General features: G+C 66.6%; 14 protein-coding genes. 7 read left to right on the top strand and 7 right to left on the bottom strand.

What is annotated here, in order from left to right:
- The first annotated feature begins 242 nt into the window (after nt 1-242).
- Complete coding sequence (locus E0T84_RS23425; RefSeq protein WP_138745694.1) at nt 243-854, top strand: hypothetical protein; 612 nt, start codon at nt 243-245, stop codon at nt 852-854.
- 4 nt (nt 855-858) lie between these two features.
- Here E0T84_RS23425 and gabT read toward each other — a convergent pair whose 3' ends face one another.
- Complete coding sequence (gene gabT, locus E0T84_RS23420) at nt 859-2,199, bottom strand: 4-aminobutyrate--2-oxoglutarate transaminase (protein WP_070943733.1); 1,341 nt, start codon at nt 2,197-2,199, stop codon at nt 859-861.
- A 160-nt stretch (nt 2,200-2,359) separates the two neighbouring features.
- Here gabT and yajC point away from each other — a divergent pair, with 160 nt between their 5' ends.
- The 6 genes from yajC (at nt 2,360) to E0T84_RS23390 (ending at nt 10,507) form a co-directional block, all read left to right on the top strand.
- Nucleotides 2,360-2,713, top strand: coding sequence for a preprotein translocase subunit YajC (gene yajC, locus E0T84_RS23415; RefSeq protein WP_070184620.1), 354 nt, complete (start codon nt 2,360-2,362; stop codon nt 2,711-2,713).
- A 72-nt stretch (nt 2,714-2,785) separates the two neighbouring features.
- Complete coding sequence (gene secD / locus E0T84_RS23410) at nt 2,786-4,627, top strand: protein translocase subunit SecD (RefSeq protein ID WP_138745693.1); 1,842 nt, start codon at nt 2,786-2,788, stop codon at nt 4,625-4,627.
- 4 nt (nt 4,628-4,631) lie between these two features.
- Complete coding sequence (gene secF, locus E0T84_RS23405; RefSeq protein ID WP_138745692.1) at nt 4,632-5,906, top strand: protein translocase subunit SecF; 1,275 nt, start codon at nt 4,632-4,634, stop codon at nt 5,904-5,906.
- A gap of 5 nt (nt 5,907-5,911) precedes the next feature.
- Complete coding sequence (locus tag E0T84_RS23400) at nt 5,912-7,579, top strand: ABC transporter substrate-binding protein (protein WP_138745691.1); 1,668 nt, start codon at nt 5,912-5,914, stop codon at nt 7,577-7,579.
- Nucleotides 7,576-8,112 (top strand): adenine phosphoribosyltransferase, encoded by a 537-nt coding sequence (locus E0T84_RS23395; RefSeq protein WP_070185450.1) that lies wholly within the window; start codon nt 7,576-7,578, stop codon nt 8,110-8,112. Before E0T84_RS23400 ends, E0T84_RS23395 begins: the two co-directional genes overlap by 4 nt.
- Nucleotides 8,113-8,155: 43 nt before the next feature.
- Nucleotides 8,156-10,507, top strand: a complete 2,352-nt coding sequence (locus E0T84_RS23390) for a bifunctional (p)ppGpp synthetase/guanosine-3',5'-bis(diphosphate) 3'-pyrophosphohydrolase (RefSeq protein ID WP_070185451.1) — start codon at nt 8,156-8,158, stop codon at nt 10,505-10,507.
- A gap of 47 nt (nt 10,508-10,554) precedes the next feature.
- On the opposite strand, the gene ehuA is transcribed toward E0T84_RS23390, so the two are convergent.
- The 6 genes from ehuA to E0T84_RS23360 all read right to left on the bottom strand — a co-directional run bounded on the left by ehuA (nt 10,555) and on the right by E0T84_RS23360 (nt 15,662).
- Nucleotides 10,555-11,319, bottom strand: a complete 765-nt coding sequence (gene ehuA / locus E0T84_RS23385; RefSeq protein ID WP_070943602.1) for an ectoine/hydroxyectoine ABC transporter ATP-binding protein EhuA — start codon at nt 11,317-11,319, stop codon at nt 10,555-10,557.
- Nucleotide 11,320: 1 nt separating this feature from the next.
- Nucleotides 11,321-11,980, bottom strand: coding sequence for an ectoine/hydroxyectoine ABC transporter permease subunit EhuD (gene ehuD, locus E0T84_RS23380; RefSeq protein WP_070185453.1), 660 nt, complete (start codon nt 11,978-11,980; stop codon nt 11,321-11,323).
- On the bottom strand, nt 11,977-12,699 hold the full coding sequence (ehuC, locus tag E0T84_RS23375; RefSeq protein ID WP_070943603.1) for an ectoine/hydroxyectoine ABC transporter permease subunit EhuC: 723 nt from the start codon (nt 12,697-12,699) through the stop codon (nt 11,977-11,979). The genes ehuD and ehuC overlap by 4 nt, the downstream gene beginning before the upstream one ends.
- Nucleotides 12,700-12,709: 10 nt before the next feature.
- On the bottom strand, nt 12,710-13,615 hold the full coding sequence (ehuB, locus tag E0T84_RS23370) for an ectoine/hydroxyectoine ABC transporter substrate-binding protein EhuB (RefSeq protein WP_200806083.1): 906 nt from the start codon (nt 13,613-13,615) through the stop codon (nt 12,710-12,712).
- 170 nt (nt 13,616-13,785) lie between these two features.
- The gene (locus E0T84_RS23365) at nt 13,786-14,775 is read right to left on the bottom strand and encodes a peptidylprolyl isomerase (protein WP_371726254.1); all 990 of its coding nucleotides are present in this window, start codon (nt 14,773-14,775) and stop codon (nt 13,786-13,788) included.
- Between the two features lie 11 nt (nt 14,776-14,786).
- Nucleotides 14,787-15,662 carry a peptidylprolyl isomerase gene (locus tag E0T84_RS23360; RefSeq protein WP_070943605.1) on the bottom strand — a complete coding sequence of 292 codons (876 nt, stop codon included), beginning with the start codon at nt 15,660-15,662 and terminating at the stop codon, nt 14,787-14,789.
- Nucleotides 15,663-15,754: the final 92 nt, after the last annotated feature.

Raw genomic sequence — 15,754 nt, 5'->3', positions numbered from 1 at the left:
ATAATCACCGGCGCAACGTTGCGCTACTGAACTACTACGTTAGTGAAACTAAACTTATTTCCGGAAAACCAGCTTCTCAGCTGTCAATGTGCTGTGAGTCTGGTCGTTCCGGTGTGAGCGCCGGGCGGGCCTGATACCCGAGTCCATGCGCAACGCGCCCGGATGAAACGCATGCCTTGAAGGGTAGGAGCGTTACCTGCCCGTCAGTTCGGGGTACCCAGCGGGGTGTCAAAGGAGGCATCATGACCGAATTCGATACTCGCGGTAGCCGGCTACGGATGCGGCGCAGCCGCGGCGCCGCCAGCGGCCTTTTGCTGGTTCTACTGGGAATCTGGGGCGCGCTGATCCCGTTCATCGGACCGTACTTCGACTTCGCCTACACCCCGGACCAAGCCTGGGTTTGGACCTCGGCGCGCGGCTGGCTGGAAGTGCTTCCCGGTGCCGTCACGGCGCTGGGCGGTCTGCTTCTCCTGGTTTCGAGTAACCGGGCCACGGCCCACTTCGGCGCATGGCTGGCGGTACTCGGCGGGGCCTGGTTCGTGGTCGGCCGAGCGCTCGCAGGGCCGCTGGGCATCGGCGACCCCGGGATGCCGATAGCCGTGACCGATGCCAAGCGCGTGACGCTGGAACTGGCCTACTTCTCCGGCCTCGGCGCGCTGATCGTGTTCTTGGGCGCCATCGCGGTCGGCCGATTGTCGGTTCGCAGTGTGCGTGACGTCGAATACGCGCAGCGGCCCGTCACGGCAGCTGAGCCGGCTGCCGTCACTGAGGCGCCGCGGACCGAAGCCGTGGCCGCACCTCGGCGCCGGGGCTGGGGCGGACTGTTCGGTGGCCGTCACACCCACGCGCACTAGCGCCTCAGAGATCGCGCAGGATCAGCTCGAGCACGTCGAGTCCCTCGATGAGCAGTTCGTCGCTGATCGTGAGCGGTGGCAGGAAGCGCAGCACGTTTCCGTAGGTGCCACAGGACAGCACGATCACGCCCGCCGCGTGGGCACCGGCGCACAGCGCCTTGGTCAGCTCCGCGTCGGGCGTGGTGGTGCCTGGCTTCACCAGCTCGACGGCGATCATCGCGCCCCGGCCGCGCACGTCGCCGATCCGGTCGTCCTCGGCCTGCAACCGGCCCAGCCGGTCTTTCATGAGCTGCCCGATGTGCTGGGCGCGGGTCACCAACCCGTCGGCCTCGATGGTCTCGATGGTCGCCAGCGCCGCCGCGCACGCAACCGGATTTCCGCCATAGGTGCCACCCAGCCCGGACACATGCGGGGAGTCCATGATCTCGGCCCGCCCGGTCACCGCGGACAACGGCAGGCCGTCGGCGATGCCCTTGGCGGTGACGATCAGATCGGGATCGATGCCCTCGTGCTCACACGCGAACATCGCCCCGGTGCGGGCGAACCCGGTCTGGACTTCGTCGGCGATGAACACCACGTCGTTGTCGCGGCACCACCCCAACAGCGCCGGCAGGAACCCCTCGGCCGGGACGATGAAACCGCCCTCGCCCTGGATGGGCTCGATGATGACCGCGGCCAAGTTGTCGGCGCCGACCTGCTTTTCCATCACGTCGATGGCCCGCCGGGCCGCGAGCGCGCCGTCGGTGGCCAACTCCTTGCCGAACTCGGCATCGCGGAACGGATAGGACAACGGCGCCCGATAGACCTCGGGCGCAAACGGACCGAAGCCGTGCTTGTACGGCATGACCTTGGCGGTCAGTGCCATCGTGAGGTTCGTGCGCCCGTGATACGCGTGGTCGAAGGAGACGACGGCCGGCTTGTGGGTATGGGAACGCGCGATCTTGACCGAGTTCTCCACGGCCTCGGACCCCGAGTTGAACAGCGCCGAACGCTTTTCACCACGAACCGGCGTCAGCCGGTTGAGGTGCTCGCAGACCGCGACGTACTGCTCGTACGGCGTCACCATGAAGCAGGTGTGGGTGAAGTCGGCGGCTTGTGCGGCCACGGCCTCGACCACGCGCGGCGACGAGTTTCCGATGGTGGTGACGGCGATGCCCGAGCCCAGGTCGATCAGCCGGTTGCCGTCGACATCCTCGACGATGCCACCGCCGGCGCGGGCGGCATATACGGGCATGGTGTTGCCGACCCCGCGGGCGACCGCGGCCGTTCTACGGCCGATCAACGCCTCGGATTTGGGTCCGGGGATGGTGGTGGCCAGATGGCGACTCTGCTCGGGATGACTCAACACTGCCTCCTCGACGGGGAAGGGCGACGCCGGAAAGAACGCGTTCTGAGCCTAGTTGCGAGGCCCGCCAGTCGGCGGCGAATGGGGTGGTCCGGGTCGGCGGCGGTATCGTGGCCTCGGTCGCCCTGACATCCGACACAACACGAAAGACATACCTGACATGGATCTCGTCATTTTCCTGCCCCTGCTGATCGTCATGGGCGCGTTTATGTTCTTCGCGTCGCGTCGTCAGCGCAAGGCCATGCAGGCGACCATTGACCTGCACAACTCGCTGCAGATCGGCGACCGCGTGCACACCACATCGGGCCTGCAGGCCACGATCACCGGCATCACCGACGACAACGTCGACCTGGAGATCGCCCCCGGCGTCGTCACCACCTGGATGAAGCTCGCGGTGCGCGACCGCATCGAGGAGGACACCGAGGACAGCGCCGACGCCGATGAGGCGGCCGGTGCGACCGAACTGACCGAGAGCACCGGCGTCACTGACACCGACGGCCTCAAAAAAGACTGACCGCAGAGCACCCAGCACAAGCACGTACCCTTTGCGGTGCTGACGAACTGATCTCGAGGAGACCCTAGAAACGTGGCATCGTCTTCGGCGCCGGTGCATCCTGCGCGCTACCTGACACTTTTCCTGGTCCTTCTGATCGGCGTTTATCTGCTGGTGTTCCTCACCGGCGACAAGCAGGCCAAGCCCAAACTCGGCATTGACCTGCAGGGCGGTACCCGGGTGACGCTGACCGCGCGCACCCCGGACGGCTCGACGCCGACCAGAGAGGCGCTCAACCAGGCCCAACAAATCATCAGTGCCCGCGTGGACGGTCTCGGCGTCTCGGGCTCGGAGGTCGTCATCGACGGCGACAACCTCGTGATCACCGTTCCCGGCAACGACGGCAGCGAGGCCCGCAACCTGGGCCAGACCGCCCGTCTGTACATCCGCCCGGTCGCCCGTGCGGTGCCGGTGGAGCAGCTCAAGCAACTCGCGCAAGGTGGCGCACCGGGCGCGCCGGGCGCGCCGGGCGCCCCGCCCGCACCAGGCGCCCCGCCCGCGCCGGGCGCAGCGCCCGGCCTTCCCGGTGCGATCCCGGGGCAGGCCCCGGGGGCACCGGCCGAAGCACCGGCAGCACCGCCGGTCAGCGCACCTGAGCCGGCACCTCAGCCGCGCCCGTACCCGCTTGACCCCGCGCCGGCTCCGGCGGAACCGACCCCGGCACCGGAACCCACTCCGGCACCCGCGCCGGCCCCGGGTGAGCCTGCGCCATCACCAGGTCCGCAGCCTGCGCCGCCAGGTGCTCCCGTCAGCGAGGCGCAGACTCGGGCCGCGCTGATCACGCTGGCGAAGACGATCCGCCAGAGCACCAATCCGATGATGCAGATCCAGGCGATCATGGAACGAGCCCAGAACTGCGACAAGGATGACGTGCTGGCCGGCAACGACGATCCCAAGTTGCCGCTGGTGACGTGCTCCACCGACGGCCAGACCGTCTACCTGCTCAGCCCATCGATCATGAGTGGCGAGGAGATCGAGAACGCCACGTCCGGTCTGAACCAGCAGCAGGGCCAGTACGTCGTCGACGTGACCTTCAAGAGCGGGGGAGCCAAGACCTGGGCCGACTTCACCGCGGCCAACGTGGGCACGCAGACGGCGTTCACGCTCGACTCACAGGTGGTCAGCGCCCCTGAGATCCGCGAGGCCATCCCCGGGGGAAACACCCAGATCACGGGCCAGTTCAACTCGGACACCGCCAAGGAACTGGCCAACGTGCTCAAGTACGGGTCGCTGCCGCTGTCGTTCGAATCGTCGGAAGCCGAGACCGTTTCGGCGACCCTGGGCCTGTCCTCGATGCGGGCCGGTCTGATCGCCGGTGCGGTGGGCCTGGCAGCGGTGCTGCTGTACTCGCTGCTGTACTACCGGGTGCTCGGTCTGCTGGTCGCCCTGTCGCTGATTGCCGCCGGCGCAATGGTTTTCGCCATCCTCGTGCTGCTCGGCAGGTACATCGGCTACACGCTCGACCTCGCCGGTATCGCCGGTTTGATCATCGGCATCGGTACCACCGCCGACTCGTTCGTGGTGTTCTTCGAACGAATAAAGGACGAGATCCGTGAGGGCCGGTCCTTCCGGTCGGCGGTGCCCCGAGGCTGGGCTCGCGCTCGCAAGACAATCGTGTCCGGCAACGCCGTGACCTTCCTGGCGGCCGCGGTGCTGTACTTCCTGGCCATCGGCCAGGTCAAGGGCTTCGCGTTCACCTTGGGGCTGACCACGATCCTGGACATCGTGGTGGTGTTCCTGGTGACCTGGCCGCTGGTGTACCTGGCCTCGAAGTCCCCGACGATGGCCAAACCTGCCTTCAACGGTCTCGGCGCGGTGCAACAGATCGCGCGGGAACGCCGTGAGGCTTCGCATGCGACCGCGGGACGGGGATAAGCACATGGCAGCGAAAAACGACACTGCAGCCGAGGACGTCAAGGACACCGCGGTGGAAGCGCCGAGTATCGAATCCACGGCTGCGGCACTGCCCAAGCACGGCTTCTTCGTCCGGCTCTACACGGGCACCGGCGCCTTTGAGGTGATCGGGCGCCGCAGGCTCTGGTACGCGATCAGCGGCCTCATCGTCGCGGTGTGCGTCGCCAGCATGGTGCTTCGCGGGTTCACCTTCGGTATCGACTTCGAGGGCGGCACCAAGGTGTCGATGCCCTCGGCCGGTTCCGAAGGGGTTGTCTCGGTCCAGCAGGTCGAGGACGTCTACAGCAAGACCCTGAACCGGGCGCCCGAATCCGTGGTGCTGGTCGGCAGCGGCGACTCGGCCACTGTCCAGATCCGTTCGGAGACACTGTCCGAACCGGAGATCGAACAGTTGCGGACGGCGCTGTTCGACGAATTCCATCCCAAGGGCAGCGACGGCCAGCCCAGCAAGCAGGCGATCAGCGACTCGAAGGTCTCGGAGACCTGGGGCGGCCAGATCACCAACAAGGCACTGATCGCGCTTGTGGTCTTCATCGTGCTGGCCTCGATCTACATCGCATGGCGCTACGAGCGCTACATGGCGATGGCCGCGATGGCCACGCTGGTATTCGACCTGGTCGTGACCGCCGGTGTGTACTCGTTGGTCGGGTTCGAGGTCACTCCTGCCACGGTCATCGGTCTGCTGACGATTCTGGGCTTCTCTCTGTATGACACGGTGATCGTGTTCGACAAGGTCGAGGAGAACACCCACGGCTTCGAACACACCACCCGCCGGACGTTCGCCGAGCAGGCCAACCTCGCCGTCAACCAGACCTTCATGCGCTCGATCAACACCAGCTTGATCTCGGTGCTGCCGATCGTGGCGCTGATGGTGGTGGCGGTCTGGCTTCTCGGTGTCGGAACGCTGATGGACCTGGCCCTGGTCCAGCTGGTCGGTGTCATCGTCGGCACCTACTCGTCGATCTTCTTCGCCACGCCGCTGCTCGTCTCGTTGCGTGAACGCACCGAGCTGGTGCGCAAGCACACCAAGAAAGTGCTGAATCGCCGCGAGAAGGGCAGCAAGGCGGCGACGTCCACCAAGGACACGGCAGACGCCTCCGTTGCGTCGGACACGGACGCCGGTACCGAGACGGTGGCCGTCTCGGTCGCCGGCGAGCCCGCACCGGACAAGCCGGCACCCGGTGCGCGACCGGCCCCACGGACCGGACGTCCGTCGGGCAAACGGAACACCCGGCGGTAAACCGCATGGTTCAGTGGCAGGGCATCGCCCGGGCACGGACGGCGGTGACGGCGGCGACGCTGTCCGTGGTCACCGCGATGAGCCTGGCGGCCTGTTCGGGCAGCTCGGCCGACGAGATCGACTACGCCGTCGACGGCACCTTGACCACCTACAACACCAACACGGTGGCCGGGGCCGCGTCAGCCGGTCCGCAGGCGTTCGCACGGGCGTTGACGGGCTTTGCGTATCACGGCCCCGAGGGCCAGATGGTCGCCGACAACGACTTCGGCTCGGTGTCGGTGGTGGGGCGTGCCCCGCTGATCCTCGATTACGTGATCAGCGACAAGGCGGTCTATTCCGACGGTAAGCCGATCACCTGCGACGACCTCGTACTGGCGTGGGGCGCACAGTCCGGGCGTTTCCCCGGGTTCGATGCCGCCAGTCGGGCGGGTTACCGCGACATCGCGTCCGTGGACTGCGCACCCGGCCAGAAGCGAGCCCGGGTGTCGTTCGCCCAGGACCGCGGATTCCTCGACTATGGGCATCTGTTCGCGGCGACATCGCTGATGCCCTCGCACGTCATCGCAGACGAACTCGGTCTCGGCGACGGGGGCGTGGCGACGGCGCTGCAGAACGGCGACCAACCCACGATCGACCGGATATCCAAGGCATGGAACACCGTCTGGGATCTCAAACCCGACCTCGATCTCAAGAAGTTCCCGTCGTCGGGTCCGTACCGGATCGACTCGGTGTCCGAGGACGGCGTGGTGGTCCTGGTGGCCAACGACAAGTGGTGGGGCACCCCGGCGATCACCAACCGGATTGCCGTGTGGCCACGTGGCGCCGACATCCAGGAGCGGGTCAACCAGGGATCATTCGACGTCGTCGACATCGAATCCGGATCGTCGGGCCTGCTCAACCTGCCCGATGACTACGTCAGCATGGAAAGCCCGTCGGCCGGGATCGAGCAGCTGATCTTCGCGCCGGGTGGTCCGCTGGCGGCCCCTTCGGCGCGACGGGCCGTTGCGTTGTGCACCCCGCGGGACGTGATCGCGCGCAACGCCGCGACTCCGATCATCAACTCGCGGCTCAGCCCGGTCACCGACGACGCGTTCAGTGCGGCCGAGAACGTCGGTGAGGCAGCGCAATTCGGTGTGGCCAACCCCGACGCGGCCCGCGCTGCCCTCAACAACAAGCCGCTGACCGTCCGGATCGGCTACCAGACGCCCAACGCGCGGTTGGCCGCGACGGTCGGTGCCATCGCGAAATCGTGTGCGGCAGCGGGCATCACCGTTCAGGATGCCGGATCGGCGACCGCCGGGCCGGTGGCCCTGCGCAACAACGAGCTCGACGGGTTGCTGGCCGGCACGGGCGGGGCCGCGGGTAGCGGCTCCTCGGGTTCCTCGGCCATCGACGCCTACGCATTCCACTCCGGCAACGGCAACAACCTGCCGGGTTACGTCAATGAGCGGGTCGACGGGATCATCGATGCCCAGGCCGTCACGGCGGATCCGAAGGAACTGGCCCGGCTGGCGGGGGAGGGCGCCCCGATCCTCTGGAACGACATGCCGACCCTGCCGCTGTACAGGCAGCAGCGCACGGTGCTGACCTCGACCAAGATGTATGCCGTGAGCAGTAACCCGACCCGCTGGGGCGCAGGCTGGAACATGGATCGTTGGAAGCTGTCGACATGAGCGGCGACATCGCCAGGGTCTCGGAGCTGGTCAGGAAACTGATCCGGGAGGTTCCCGACTTTCCCGAGCCAGGTGTGCAGTTCAAGGATCTGACCCCGCTGCTCGCCGATGCCGAGGGGCTCGGCGCGGTGACCGACGCGCTGGCCGCCACCGCGGCCGATGCCGATCTGGTCGCGGGACTGGACGCGCGGGGATTCCTGCTGGGTGCCGCGGTCGCCACCCGGCTCGGTGTGGGTGTGCTGGCGGTACGCAAGGGCGGGAAGCTGCCGCCGCCGGTACACAGCGTCACGTATCAGCTTGAGTACGGCAGCGCCACGTTGGAGATCCCGGCCGACGGGATTGATATCGCCGGTCGCAATGTTGTGATCATCGACGATGTCCTTGCCACCGGCGGGACCCTGGCCGCCGCGTCCAGGCTGCTCGAGGCCGGCGGCGCGACTGTGCGCAGTGCGGCGGTGGTGCTGGAACTGACGGCGCTGGGTGGCCGGGAGGTTGTGGCACCGCTACAGGTCAGCAGCCTGCACACGGTGTGAGGGATATCCTCGGACTCTGAAGCGTTAACTCCGGGAGGTGACGATGGCCGGCGATACGGGTACGGACGCCACGGCGGGCCAGGCTGTCCAGTCGCCCCCGGCGCTGCCGGGCGCCACGGGGCCCGATGCCACCAAGACCAGCGCCTCACGGCGGGTGCGCGCGCGGTTGGCGCGCCGGATGACCGCGCAGCGCAGTGCGGTCAACCCCGTCCTGGAGCCCTTGGTCGCGGTACACCGTGAGATCTATCCGAAGGCCGATCTGCAGCTGCTGCAGCGTGCCTACGACGTGGCCGAGCAGCGTCACGCCGACCAGCTCCGCAAGTCCGGCGACCCCTACATCACCCATCCGTTGGCGGTGGCCAACATCCTGGCCGAGCTCGGTATGGACACCACCACGCTGGTGGCCGCACTGCTGCACGACACCGTGGAGGACACCGGGTACACGCTGGAGGCTCTGACCGCCGAGTTCGGTGCCGAGGTGGGCCACCTCGTCGACGGGGTGACCAAGCTGGACAAGGTGGTGCTCGGCTCGGCGGCCGAGGGCGAGACGATCCGCAAGATGATCATCGCGATGGCCCGCGACCCGCGGGTGCTGGTGATCAAGGTGGCCGACCGGCTGCACAACATGCGCACCATGCGCTTCCTGCCGCCCGAGAAGCAGGCCCGCAAGGCCCGCGAGACGCTGGAAGTCATTGCCCCCCTTGCGCATCGACTCGGCATGGCCACGGTCAAGTGGGAGCTGGAGGATCTGTCGTTCGCGATCCTGCACCCCAAGAAGTACGAGGAGATCGTGCGCCTGGTCGCCGACCGGGCACCGTCACGCGACACCTATCTGGCCAAGGTGCGCGCCGAGATCGGCGTGGCGCTGAGTGCGATGAAGATCAACGCCGTGGTCGAGGGCAGGCCCAAGCACTACTGGTCGATCTATCAGAAGATGATCGTCAAGGGCCGCGACTTCGACGACATTCACGACCTGGTCGGCGTCCGAATCCTGTGTGACGAGATCCGGGACTGCTACGCGGCCGTCGGCGTCGTGCACTCGCTGTGGCAACCGATGGCGGGGCGGTTCAAGGACTACATCGCCCAACCGCGCTACGGCGTCTACCAGTCGCTGCACACCACGGTCGTCGGCCCGGAGGGCAAGCCGCTGGAGGTGCAGATCCGCACGCGCGACATGCACCGCACCGCGGAATACGGCATCGCCGCGCACTGGCGCTACAAGGAAGCCAAGGGCCGCAACGGAGTTCCGCAGAGTCATGCCGCGACCGAGATCGACGACATGGCCTGGATGCGCCAGCTGCTGGACTGGCAGCGGGAAGCCGCCGACCCCGGCGAGTTCCTCGAGTCGTTGCGTTACGACCTTGCGGTCAAGGAGATCTTCGTCTTCACCCCCAAGGGTGACGTGATCAACCTGCCGACCGGCTCGACCCCGGTCGACTTCGCCTACGCGGTCCATACCGAGGTGGGGCACCGATGCATCGGGGCGCGCGTCAACGGTCGGCTCGTCGCCTTGGAACGCAAGCTGGAGAACGGTGAGGTAGTCGAGGTGTTCACCTCGAAGGCGCCCAACGCCGGGCCGTCGCGCGACTGGCAAACCTTCGTGGTGTCACCGCGGGCGAAGGCCAAGATCCGGCAGTGGTTCGCCAAGGAGCGGCGCGAAGAGGCCCTGGAGTCCGGTAAAGACGCCATCGCGCGCGAGGTTCGCCGTGGTGGGCTTCCGTTGCAGCGCTTGATCAATGCCGATTCGATGAGTGCACTCGCGCGCGAGTTGCGCTACACCGACGTTTCCGCGCTCTACACCGCGGTCGGTGAGGGCCACGTCTCCGCGCGCCATGTCGTGCAGCGTCTGCTCGCCCAGTTCGGTGGTGACGACGCGGCCGAGGACGAACTCGCCGAGCGGTCCACCCCGTTGACCATGCCGGTGCGCCAGCGCAGCACCGACGACACCGGTGTCGCGGTGCCGGGAGCGCCCGGAACCCTGACCAAGCTCGCCAAGTGCTGCACCCCCGTGCCCGGCGACACCATCATGGGCTTCGTGACCCGGGGCGGAGGCGTCAGCGTGCACCGCACCGACTGTACGAATGCGGCCTCGCTGCAACAGCAGTCGGAGCGCATCATCGAGGTGAACTGGGCGCCGTCGCCGTCATCGGTCTTCCTGGTCGCCATCCAGGTCGAGGCACTGGACCGGCACCGGCTGCTCTCGGATGTGACGCGGGTGCTGGCCGACGAGAAGGTAAACATTCTCTCGGCGTCGGTGACCACGTCCAACGACCGCGTGGCGATCAGCCGGTTCACCTTCGAGATGGGGGATCCCAAACATCTCGGCCACCTGCTGGGTGTGGTGCGCAACGTGGAAGGCGTGTACGACGTCTACCGCGTGACCAGCGCGGCGTAGGTGATTCCGCCGCACGATCCCCGCCGGCGGCAAGCCTGCTCGCGCGGTCAGCGGCGTTCAAGCACGGCCCGCAGAAAGGTTCGGGTCCGCTCGTGTTCGGGCTCGGCGAACAACTGATCCGGTGGCGCGTCCTCGATGACCTTGCCCGCGTCGAACATCATCACCCGGTCGGAAACCTCACGGGCGAAATCCATCTCGTGCGTCACGCACAGGAACGTGATGTCGGTGCCGGCGGCGATGTCCTTCAACAACGCCAGTACGCCGGCCACCAGTTCCGGATCCAGCGCTGAGGTGACCTCGTCGAGCAGCAGCACATCGGGATGCATCGCCAGCGCCCGGGCGATCGCCACCCGCTGCTGCTGACCGCCGGACAGCTGCGACGGGTGGGCGTCGGCCTTCTCCGGCATACCGACCAATTCCAGCAGTTCGCCTGCCCGGGCGTCGGCCTCCTCACGGCTCAGGCCAAGGGTATGCACGGGTGCCTCGGTGATGTTCTGGCGCACCGACATGTTGGGAAACAGGTTGAACTGCTGGAACACCATCCCGATGCGTTCGCGCATCTTCCGCTGGTATTTGTCGTCGGCCGGGATGTCGTGGCCGCGACGTGTCATGTGGCTCAGACATTCTCCGTCGACATAAATACGACCTTCGGTAACTTGCTCCAGGGTCATCAGCAGCCGCAGGATCGTCGTCTTGCCCGATCCACTCGGTCCGATGAGGGTGACGAACTCGCCTGGTGCCACTGTGAAGTCGAGACCGTCCAGCACCACGTGGTCGCCGAATCGCTTGATGACGTCGGTGAACCGGATCATCTCAGCTGCTGTATCGGACATGCCGCTCCAACCATCGAACGAGTAGGGACGCCGAATAGCTCAACATCAGGAACAGAACACCGGCGATGGTGATCGGTTCGACATACCGGAACGCCTGCGAGCCCACTTGATTGGCCACCCCGACGACGTCGAGGACGCCGATGGTGAGCAGCAGTGGCGTCTCCTTGAGCATCGAGATGGTGTAATTGCCGAGGGCCGGCAGCACGCGTGGGATAGCCTGCGGCAGAATGACCGCCGTCCAGGTCCGCCGCGTGGGCAAGCTGAGTGCGACTGCGGCTTCCCACTGACCTGCCGGCACCGCTTCGATCCCCGCCCGGTACACCTCGGCCGTGTACGTCGAGTAGTGCAGGCCGATCGCGATGATGCCGGTGGTCAGCGGGTCGAACTTGATCCCGAAGCTGGGCAGGACGAAGAAGAAAAAGAAGATCTGTACCAACAACGGTGTGCTGCGGACGAATTCGATGAACAGCCAGATCGCCGTGCGGGCCGCCGGTCCGCCGACGCGCCGCAGCAGGGCCAACACCAGTCCGAGCGCATAGGCCAGGATCGATCCGAACACGGTGGCGACCAGCGTGATCCGCAGCCCGTCCATCACGATGGTGGGCAGCACCTGCCAGGCGTAATCCCAATCCCAGATCATCGGGAGGCTCCGGCCTCGGTGCGCATGCGGCTCAACAGCGTGCGCCGGGGCGGTGGTTGGCGGCCGACCAGATCTGCCGCCCTGCGCTCCAACACCCGCATCCCGAAGGTGATCGCCATGGCCAAAACCAGGTAGAACAGCAGTACGATCGTCCAGATGGTCGCCGCCTGCGAGATGTGGTTGTTGATCAGAACTTCCCGCGCCTGATAAGTCATTTCGTGCACCGTGATCATCGTCAGCAGCGCGCTGCTCTTGAGCAGTTGGATGAACAGGTTGTTGAACGGCGGCACCATCTCGACCAGCGCCTGCGGGAGAATGACCCGCCACATCCGTTGGGTTGGCGTGAAGTTGAGCGCGATGCAGCCCTCGTACTGGGCTCGCGGCACGGCCTGGATGGCTCCCCGGACAATTTCGGCGCCGTAGGCGCCGTGGTTCAGACCCAGCACGATGATGCCCGCGAACAGCGGCACGATCTGGTATCCGATCAGCACCGGCAGCACGAAGTAGATCCAGAGCAGCTGTACCACTTCCGATGTCCCGCGCCAGATCTCGACGTAAACCCGGGCCAGGGCGCGCACCGGCCAGGCTTTCGACAGCATTGCCAGGCCCGCGACGAAGGACAGCGCGGCAGCGATCACGATCCCGCCGACAGTTGCCTCGATGGTCAGCAGCAGACCTTGCGCGATGGTGTCGATGAAGAAACCGACGTTGTCGAACATGGGGCCGGCCTCAGACGGCCTCGCACAGCTTGTCGGTGGTCACATCGTCGGGAACCTGGTTGTCCGCGGTGAATCCGAACGGTGTGACGATCTCCAGCCAGGAGCCGTTGTCCTGCAGCCTCTTCAGTTCGGTGTTGAACTTCTCGACCAGTTCGTCGTCGCCTTTACGGAACACGAACCCGCCCGCCTGGATCTGCTCTTTGCCGTCGACCACTGGGACGAATCCCTTGGTGACTTCCATTGGTGCGCCTGGGTTGTCGGCAAGCATGCGACGTAGCGAGATATCGGTGAGCGCGCCGCAGTAGGCACGCTGGTCACGTAGGGCCTGGAACATCTCGGGCTGGCCCCGGTAGGGCTGGATGTTGCCGGCCGGGATGCCCAGGTCACGGGCGACCGCCTCCTCCACGGTGCCCGAGAGCACTGCCAGGGTCACGCCGCGGGCCTTGACGTCACCGAAGTTGTTGACCCGCTGCGGGTTCCCGGTGGGCACCAGCAGCGCCGTCGGTGTCACGTAGTCCACCGCGGAGAACTGTGCGTTCCGGCAGCGGTCCGGCAGGATCGCCATTCCGGCGGCCACCATGTCGTACTGGTTGGCGTTCAGCGCCGGGATCAGCTGGCCGAATTCGACCTGGGTGGCCTCCACCCGGTCGATTCCCATCGCTTTGAACACGGCCTTGGCCACCTCGGGGGCTTCACCGGTGACAGTGCCGTTCTGGGTGTAGCCGTAGGGCACCTCGCCGGCGATGCCGATCTTGATCGCCCCGGCGTCTTTGATCCGCTGCAGGGTGCCGCCTTCACCGGCCTGCGGAACCTTCGAACAACTCGCCAGCACTGCCGGGGCTCCGAGAGCGACCGCTGCGCCCGCGCGGAAGAGGTCTCGTCGTGTCCAGTTCATCGTCAGTCCCGTCGTATCCACACGTTCACACCCGTATCGACCAAAGTTCGTATTGAACGTATGCGCAGCGGCCGGGCACGTCAAAGCTTTCGCAGTTTTTGCCGAATGTGGTCGCCGAAAGCGTTTCGGGCGTTGACGATTCAAACCAGTTGATCGGCACCGTTGCGAGCCGAGCAGCGCGGCGTAGCTGTTCAGCCCACGATCGCCGATTTGATCGTCACCGGTGTGGCGGGCTGCCCGTCGTTGCTGCCGTCGACGACACCGCCGGCGGCGATCGTGTCGAGGGTGGCCAATCCCGTCCTGTCGACGGTGCCGAAGACCGTGTATGTCGGGGGCAGCAGGGAATCCTCGTACACTAGGAAGAACTGGCTGCCGTTGGTGCCCGGTCCGGCGTTCGCCATCGCCACCGTGCCCCGCGGATATACCACGGGTCGTTCTACCTCAGGGGCCGAAAGCCGGTACTGGTTGGTCGGGTACTCATTGGGGAATCGGTAGCCCGGCCCACCGGTGCCGCTGCCCGACGGATCACCGCATTGCAGTGTGGCGAGGTCTCCGGTGGTCAACCGGTGGCATCGGGTGCCGTCGAAGAATCCTTGGGCGGCCAGGCTGGCGAAGTTGTTCACCGTGCACGGCGCTTTGCCGTTGGCCAGCATGAGCCCGATGCTGCCGCGATCGGTGACGATCCCGGCTTCGACCGTGGCGGGCTCGGTTGGCACCGCGCCGGTGCGCGGCGGGGCGGCCGGCCGGGTGGCCGGTTCAGCGGTGGCCGGGTACTGGCAGTTGGCGCCCAGGTTGCGCGGGGGTGCGAACGCGGGCAGTTGCCGGTCTGAGCCCGGAGTGGCCGTGTAGCGGTCCTGCCGGGGCATGTTCTCGGCGGCCTGGACGACGATGAAGGCGAACACCACGGCCAGCGTCACCGCCACGACTGTCAGCGCGGTCATCACATACCCGATGATCAGGCCGGCGATCGCGATGCCGTGGCCCTGTTCACCGCTGCGTTTGAGCTGTGACAGCGAGATGTGCCCGAACAGGATGCCCAACGGCGCGAACAGGACGGCACACACCAGTGAGGCGACCGCCATGGCGTTGGTCCGGGCGTGCGGGGCAGGCCCGGCCGGATATCCCACCGGGTAGGTGGGCTGCTCCGGCCGGAAGCCGCCGTACGGGGGCGGGACGGTCAAGCTTCGGCGACCTAGTCCAAGGCCACGGACTTCAGCTGGACGTCGAGCGCCGGCTTGCCGTCCGGCCCGCCACCGGCCACACCGGCTGCGGCGATCTTGTCGAGCGTGGCCAGACCGGTGTCATCGATCTTGCCGAACACCGTGTAGTTCGGGGGCAGCTGCGAATCCTGGTAGACGAGGAAGAACTGGCTGCCGTTGGTGTTGGGCCCGGCGTTGGCCATGGCCACGGTGCCACGCGGGTAGACCACCGGCTTCTGCAGCGCCGGGTCGCCGGGTTGGTACTGGTTGGTCGGGTACTCGTTGGCGAACTGGTAGCCCGGGCCGCCGGTCCCGGTGCCCGACGGGTCACCGCACTGCAGCACCGAGATGCCGCTGGTGGTCAACCGGTGACACGGGGTGTCGTTGAAATAGTTCTGCCCGGCCAGGCTTGCGAAGCTGTTGACTGTGCAGGGGGCCTTGCCGTTGTCCAGCAGCAGCCCGATGTTGCCCTGGTTGGTGACCACGCTCACGCTGACGGTCTTCTCGTCGGTGGGGATCTTGCCGGTGCGGGGCGGGGTGTTCGGCTTGCTCGCCGCCGCTGCAGCCGGGTACTGGCAGTTGGCGCCGAGGTCGGCGGGTGCGACGAAGGCCGGCAACTGCCCGTCGGCGCCCGGCTGGGCCGGAGCACCTGACGTGGCGGTGGTGGTCTCCGCAGAGGCGGTGGTGCTGCCCGAGTCCTTGCTGGTGAAGACGAACGTCGCCACGACGGCCCCGATGACGACGAGCGCCGCGACGACGGTGCCGGCGACGGTCACGATGCGTCGTTTGCGTTCCTGGGCGGCACGACGTTCCAGCTGGCGCTCCAGCTTGCGCTTGGCCGTCGCACGCCGTTGTTCGTTGGTCGGCACCGCGGCAGTCCTCCTTGTTGGCGGTTGAGGTTGGCAACGAGTCTGCCAGGCGAACCTGTACGACGGTTCTGCGACCCGCGGGAGTCCCAGGT

The sequence above is a fragment of the Mycobacterium sp. DBP42 genome (genome assembly GCF_005924235.1).
GTDB lineage: Bacteria > Actinomycetota > Actinomycetes > Mycobacteriales > Mycobacteriaceae > Mycobacterium > Mycobacterium syngnathidarum.
The sequence above is the reverse complement of the archived record's forward strand: the minus strand, read 5'-3'. Positions and strand labels throughout refer to the sequence as shown.

Coding starts and splice junctions, on each gene's coding strand:
- E0T84_RS23425 (WP_138745694.1), top strand. CDS start 243: ATGACCGAATTCGATACTCGCGGTAGCCGGCTACGGATGCGGCGCAGC.
- yajC (WP_070184620.1), top strand. CDS start 2,360: ATGGATCTCGTCATTTTCCTGCCCCTGCTGATCGTCATGGGCGCGTTT.
- secF (WP_138745692.1), top strand. CDS start 4,632: ATGGCAGCGAAAAACGACACTGCAGCCGAGGACGTCAAGGACACCGCG.
- E0T84_RS23400 (WP_138745691.1), top strand. CDS start 5,912: ATGGTTCAGTGGCAGGGCATCGCCCGGGCACGGACGGCGGTGACGGCG.
- E0T84_RS23395 (WP_070185450.1), top strand. CDS start 7,576: ATGAGCGGCGACATCGCCAGGGTCTCGGAGCTGGTCAGGAAACTGATC.
- E0T84_RS23390 (WP_070185451.1), top strand. CDS start 8,156: ATGGCCGGCGATACGGGTACGGACGCCACGGCGGGCCAGGCTGTCCAG.
- ehuA (WP_070943602.1), bottom strand. CDS start 11,319: ATGATCCGGTTCACCGACGTCATCAAGCGATTCGGCGACCACGTGGTG.
- ehuD (WP_070185453.1), bottom strand. CDS start 11,980: ATGATCTGGGATTGGGATTACGCCTGGCAGGTGCTGCCCACCATCGTG.
- ehuC (WP_070943603.1), bottom strand. CDS start 12,699: ATGTTCGACAACGTCGGTTTCTTCATCGACACCATCGCGCAAGGTCTG.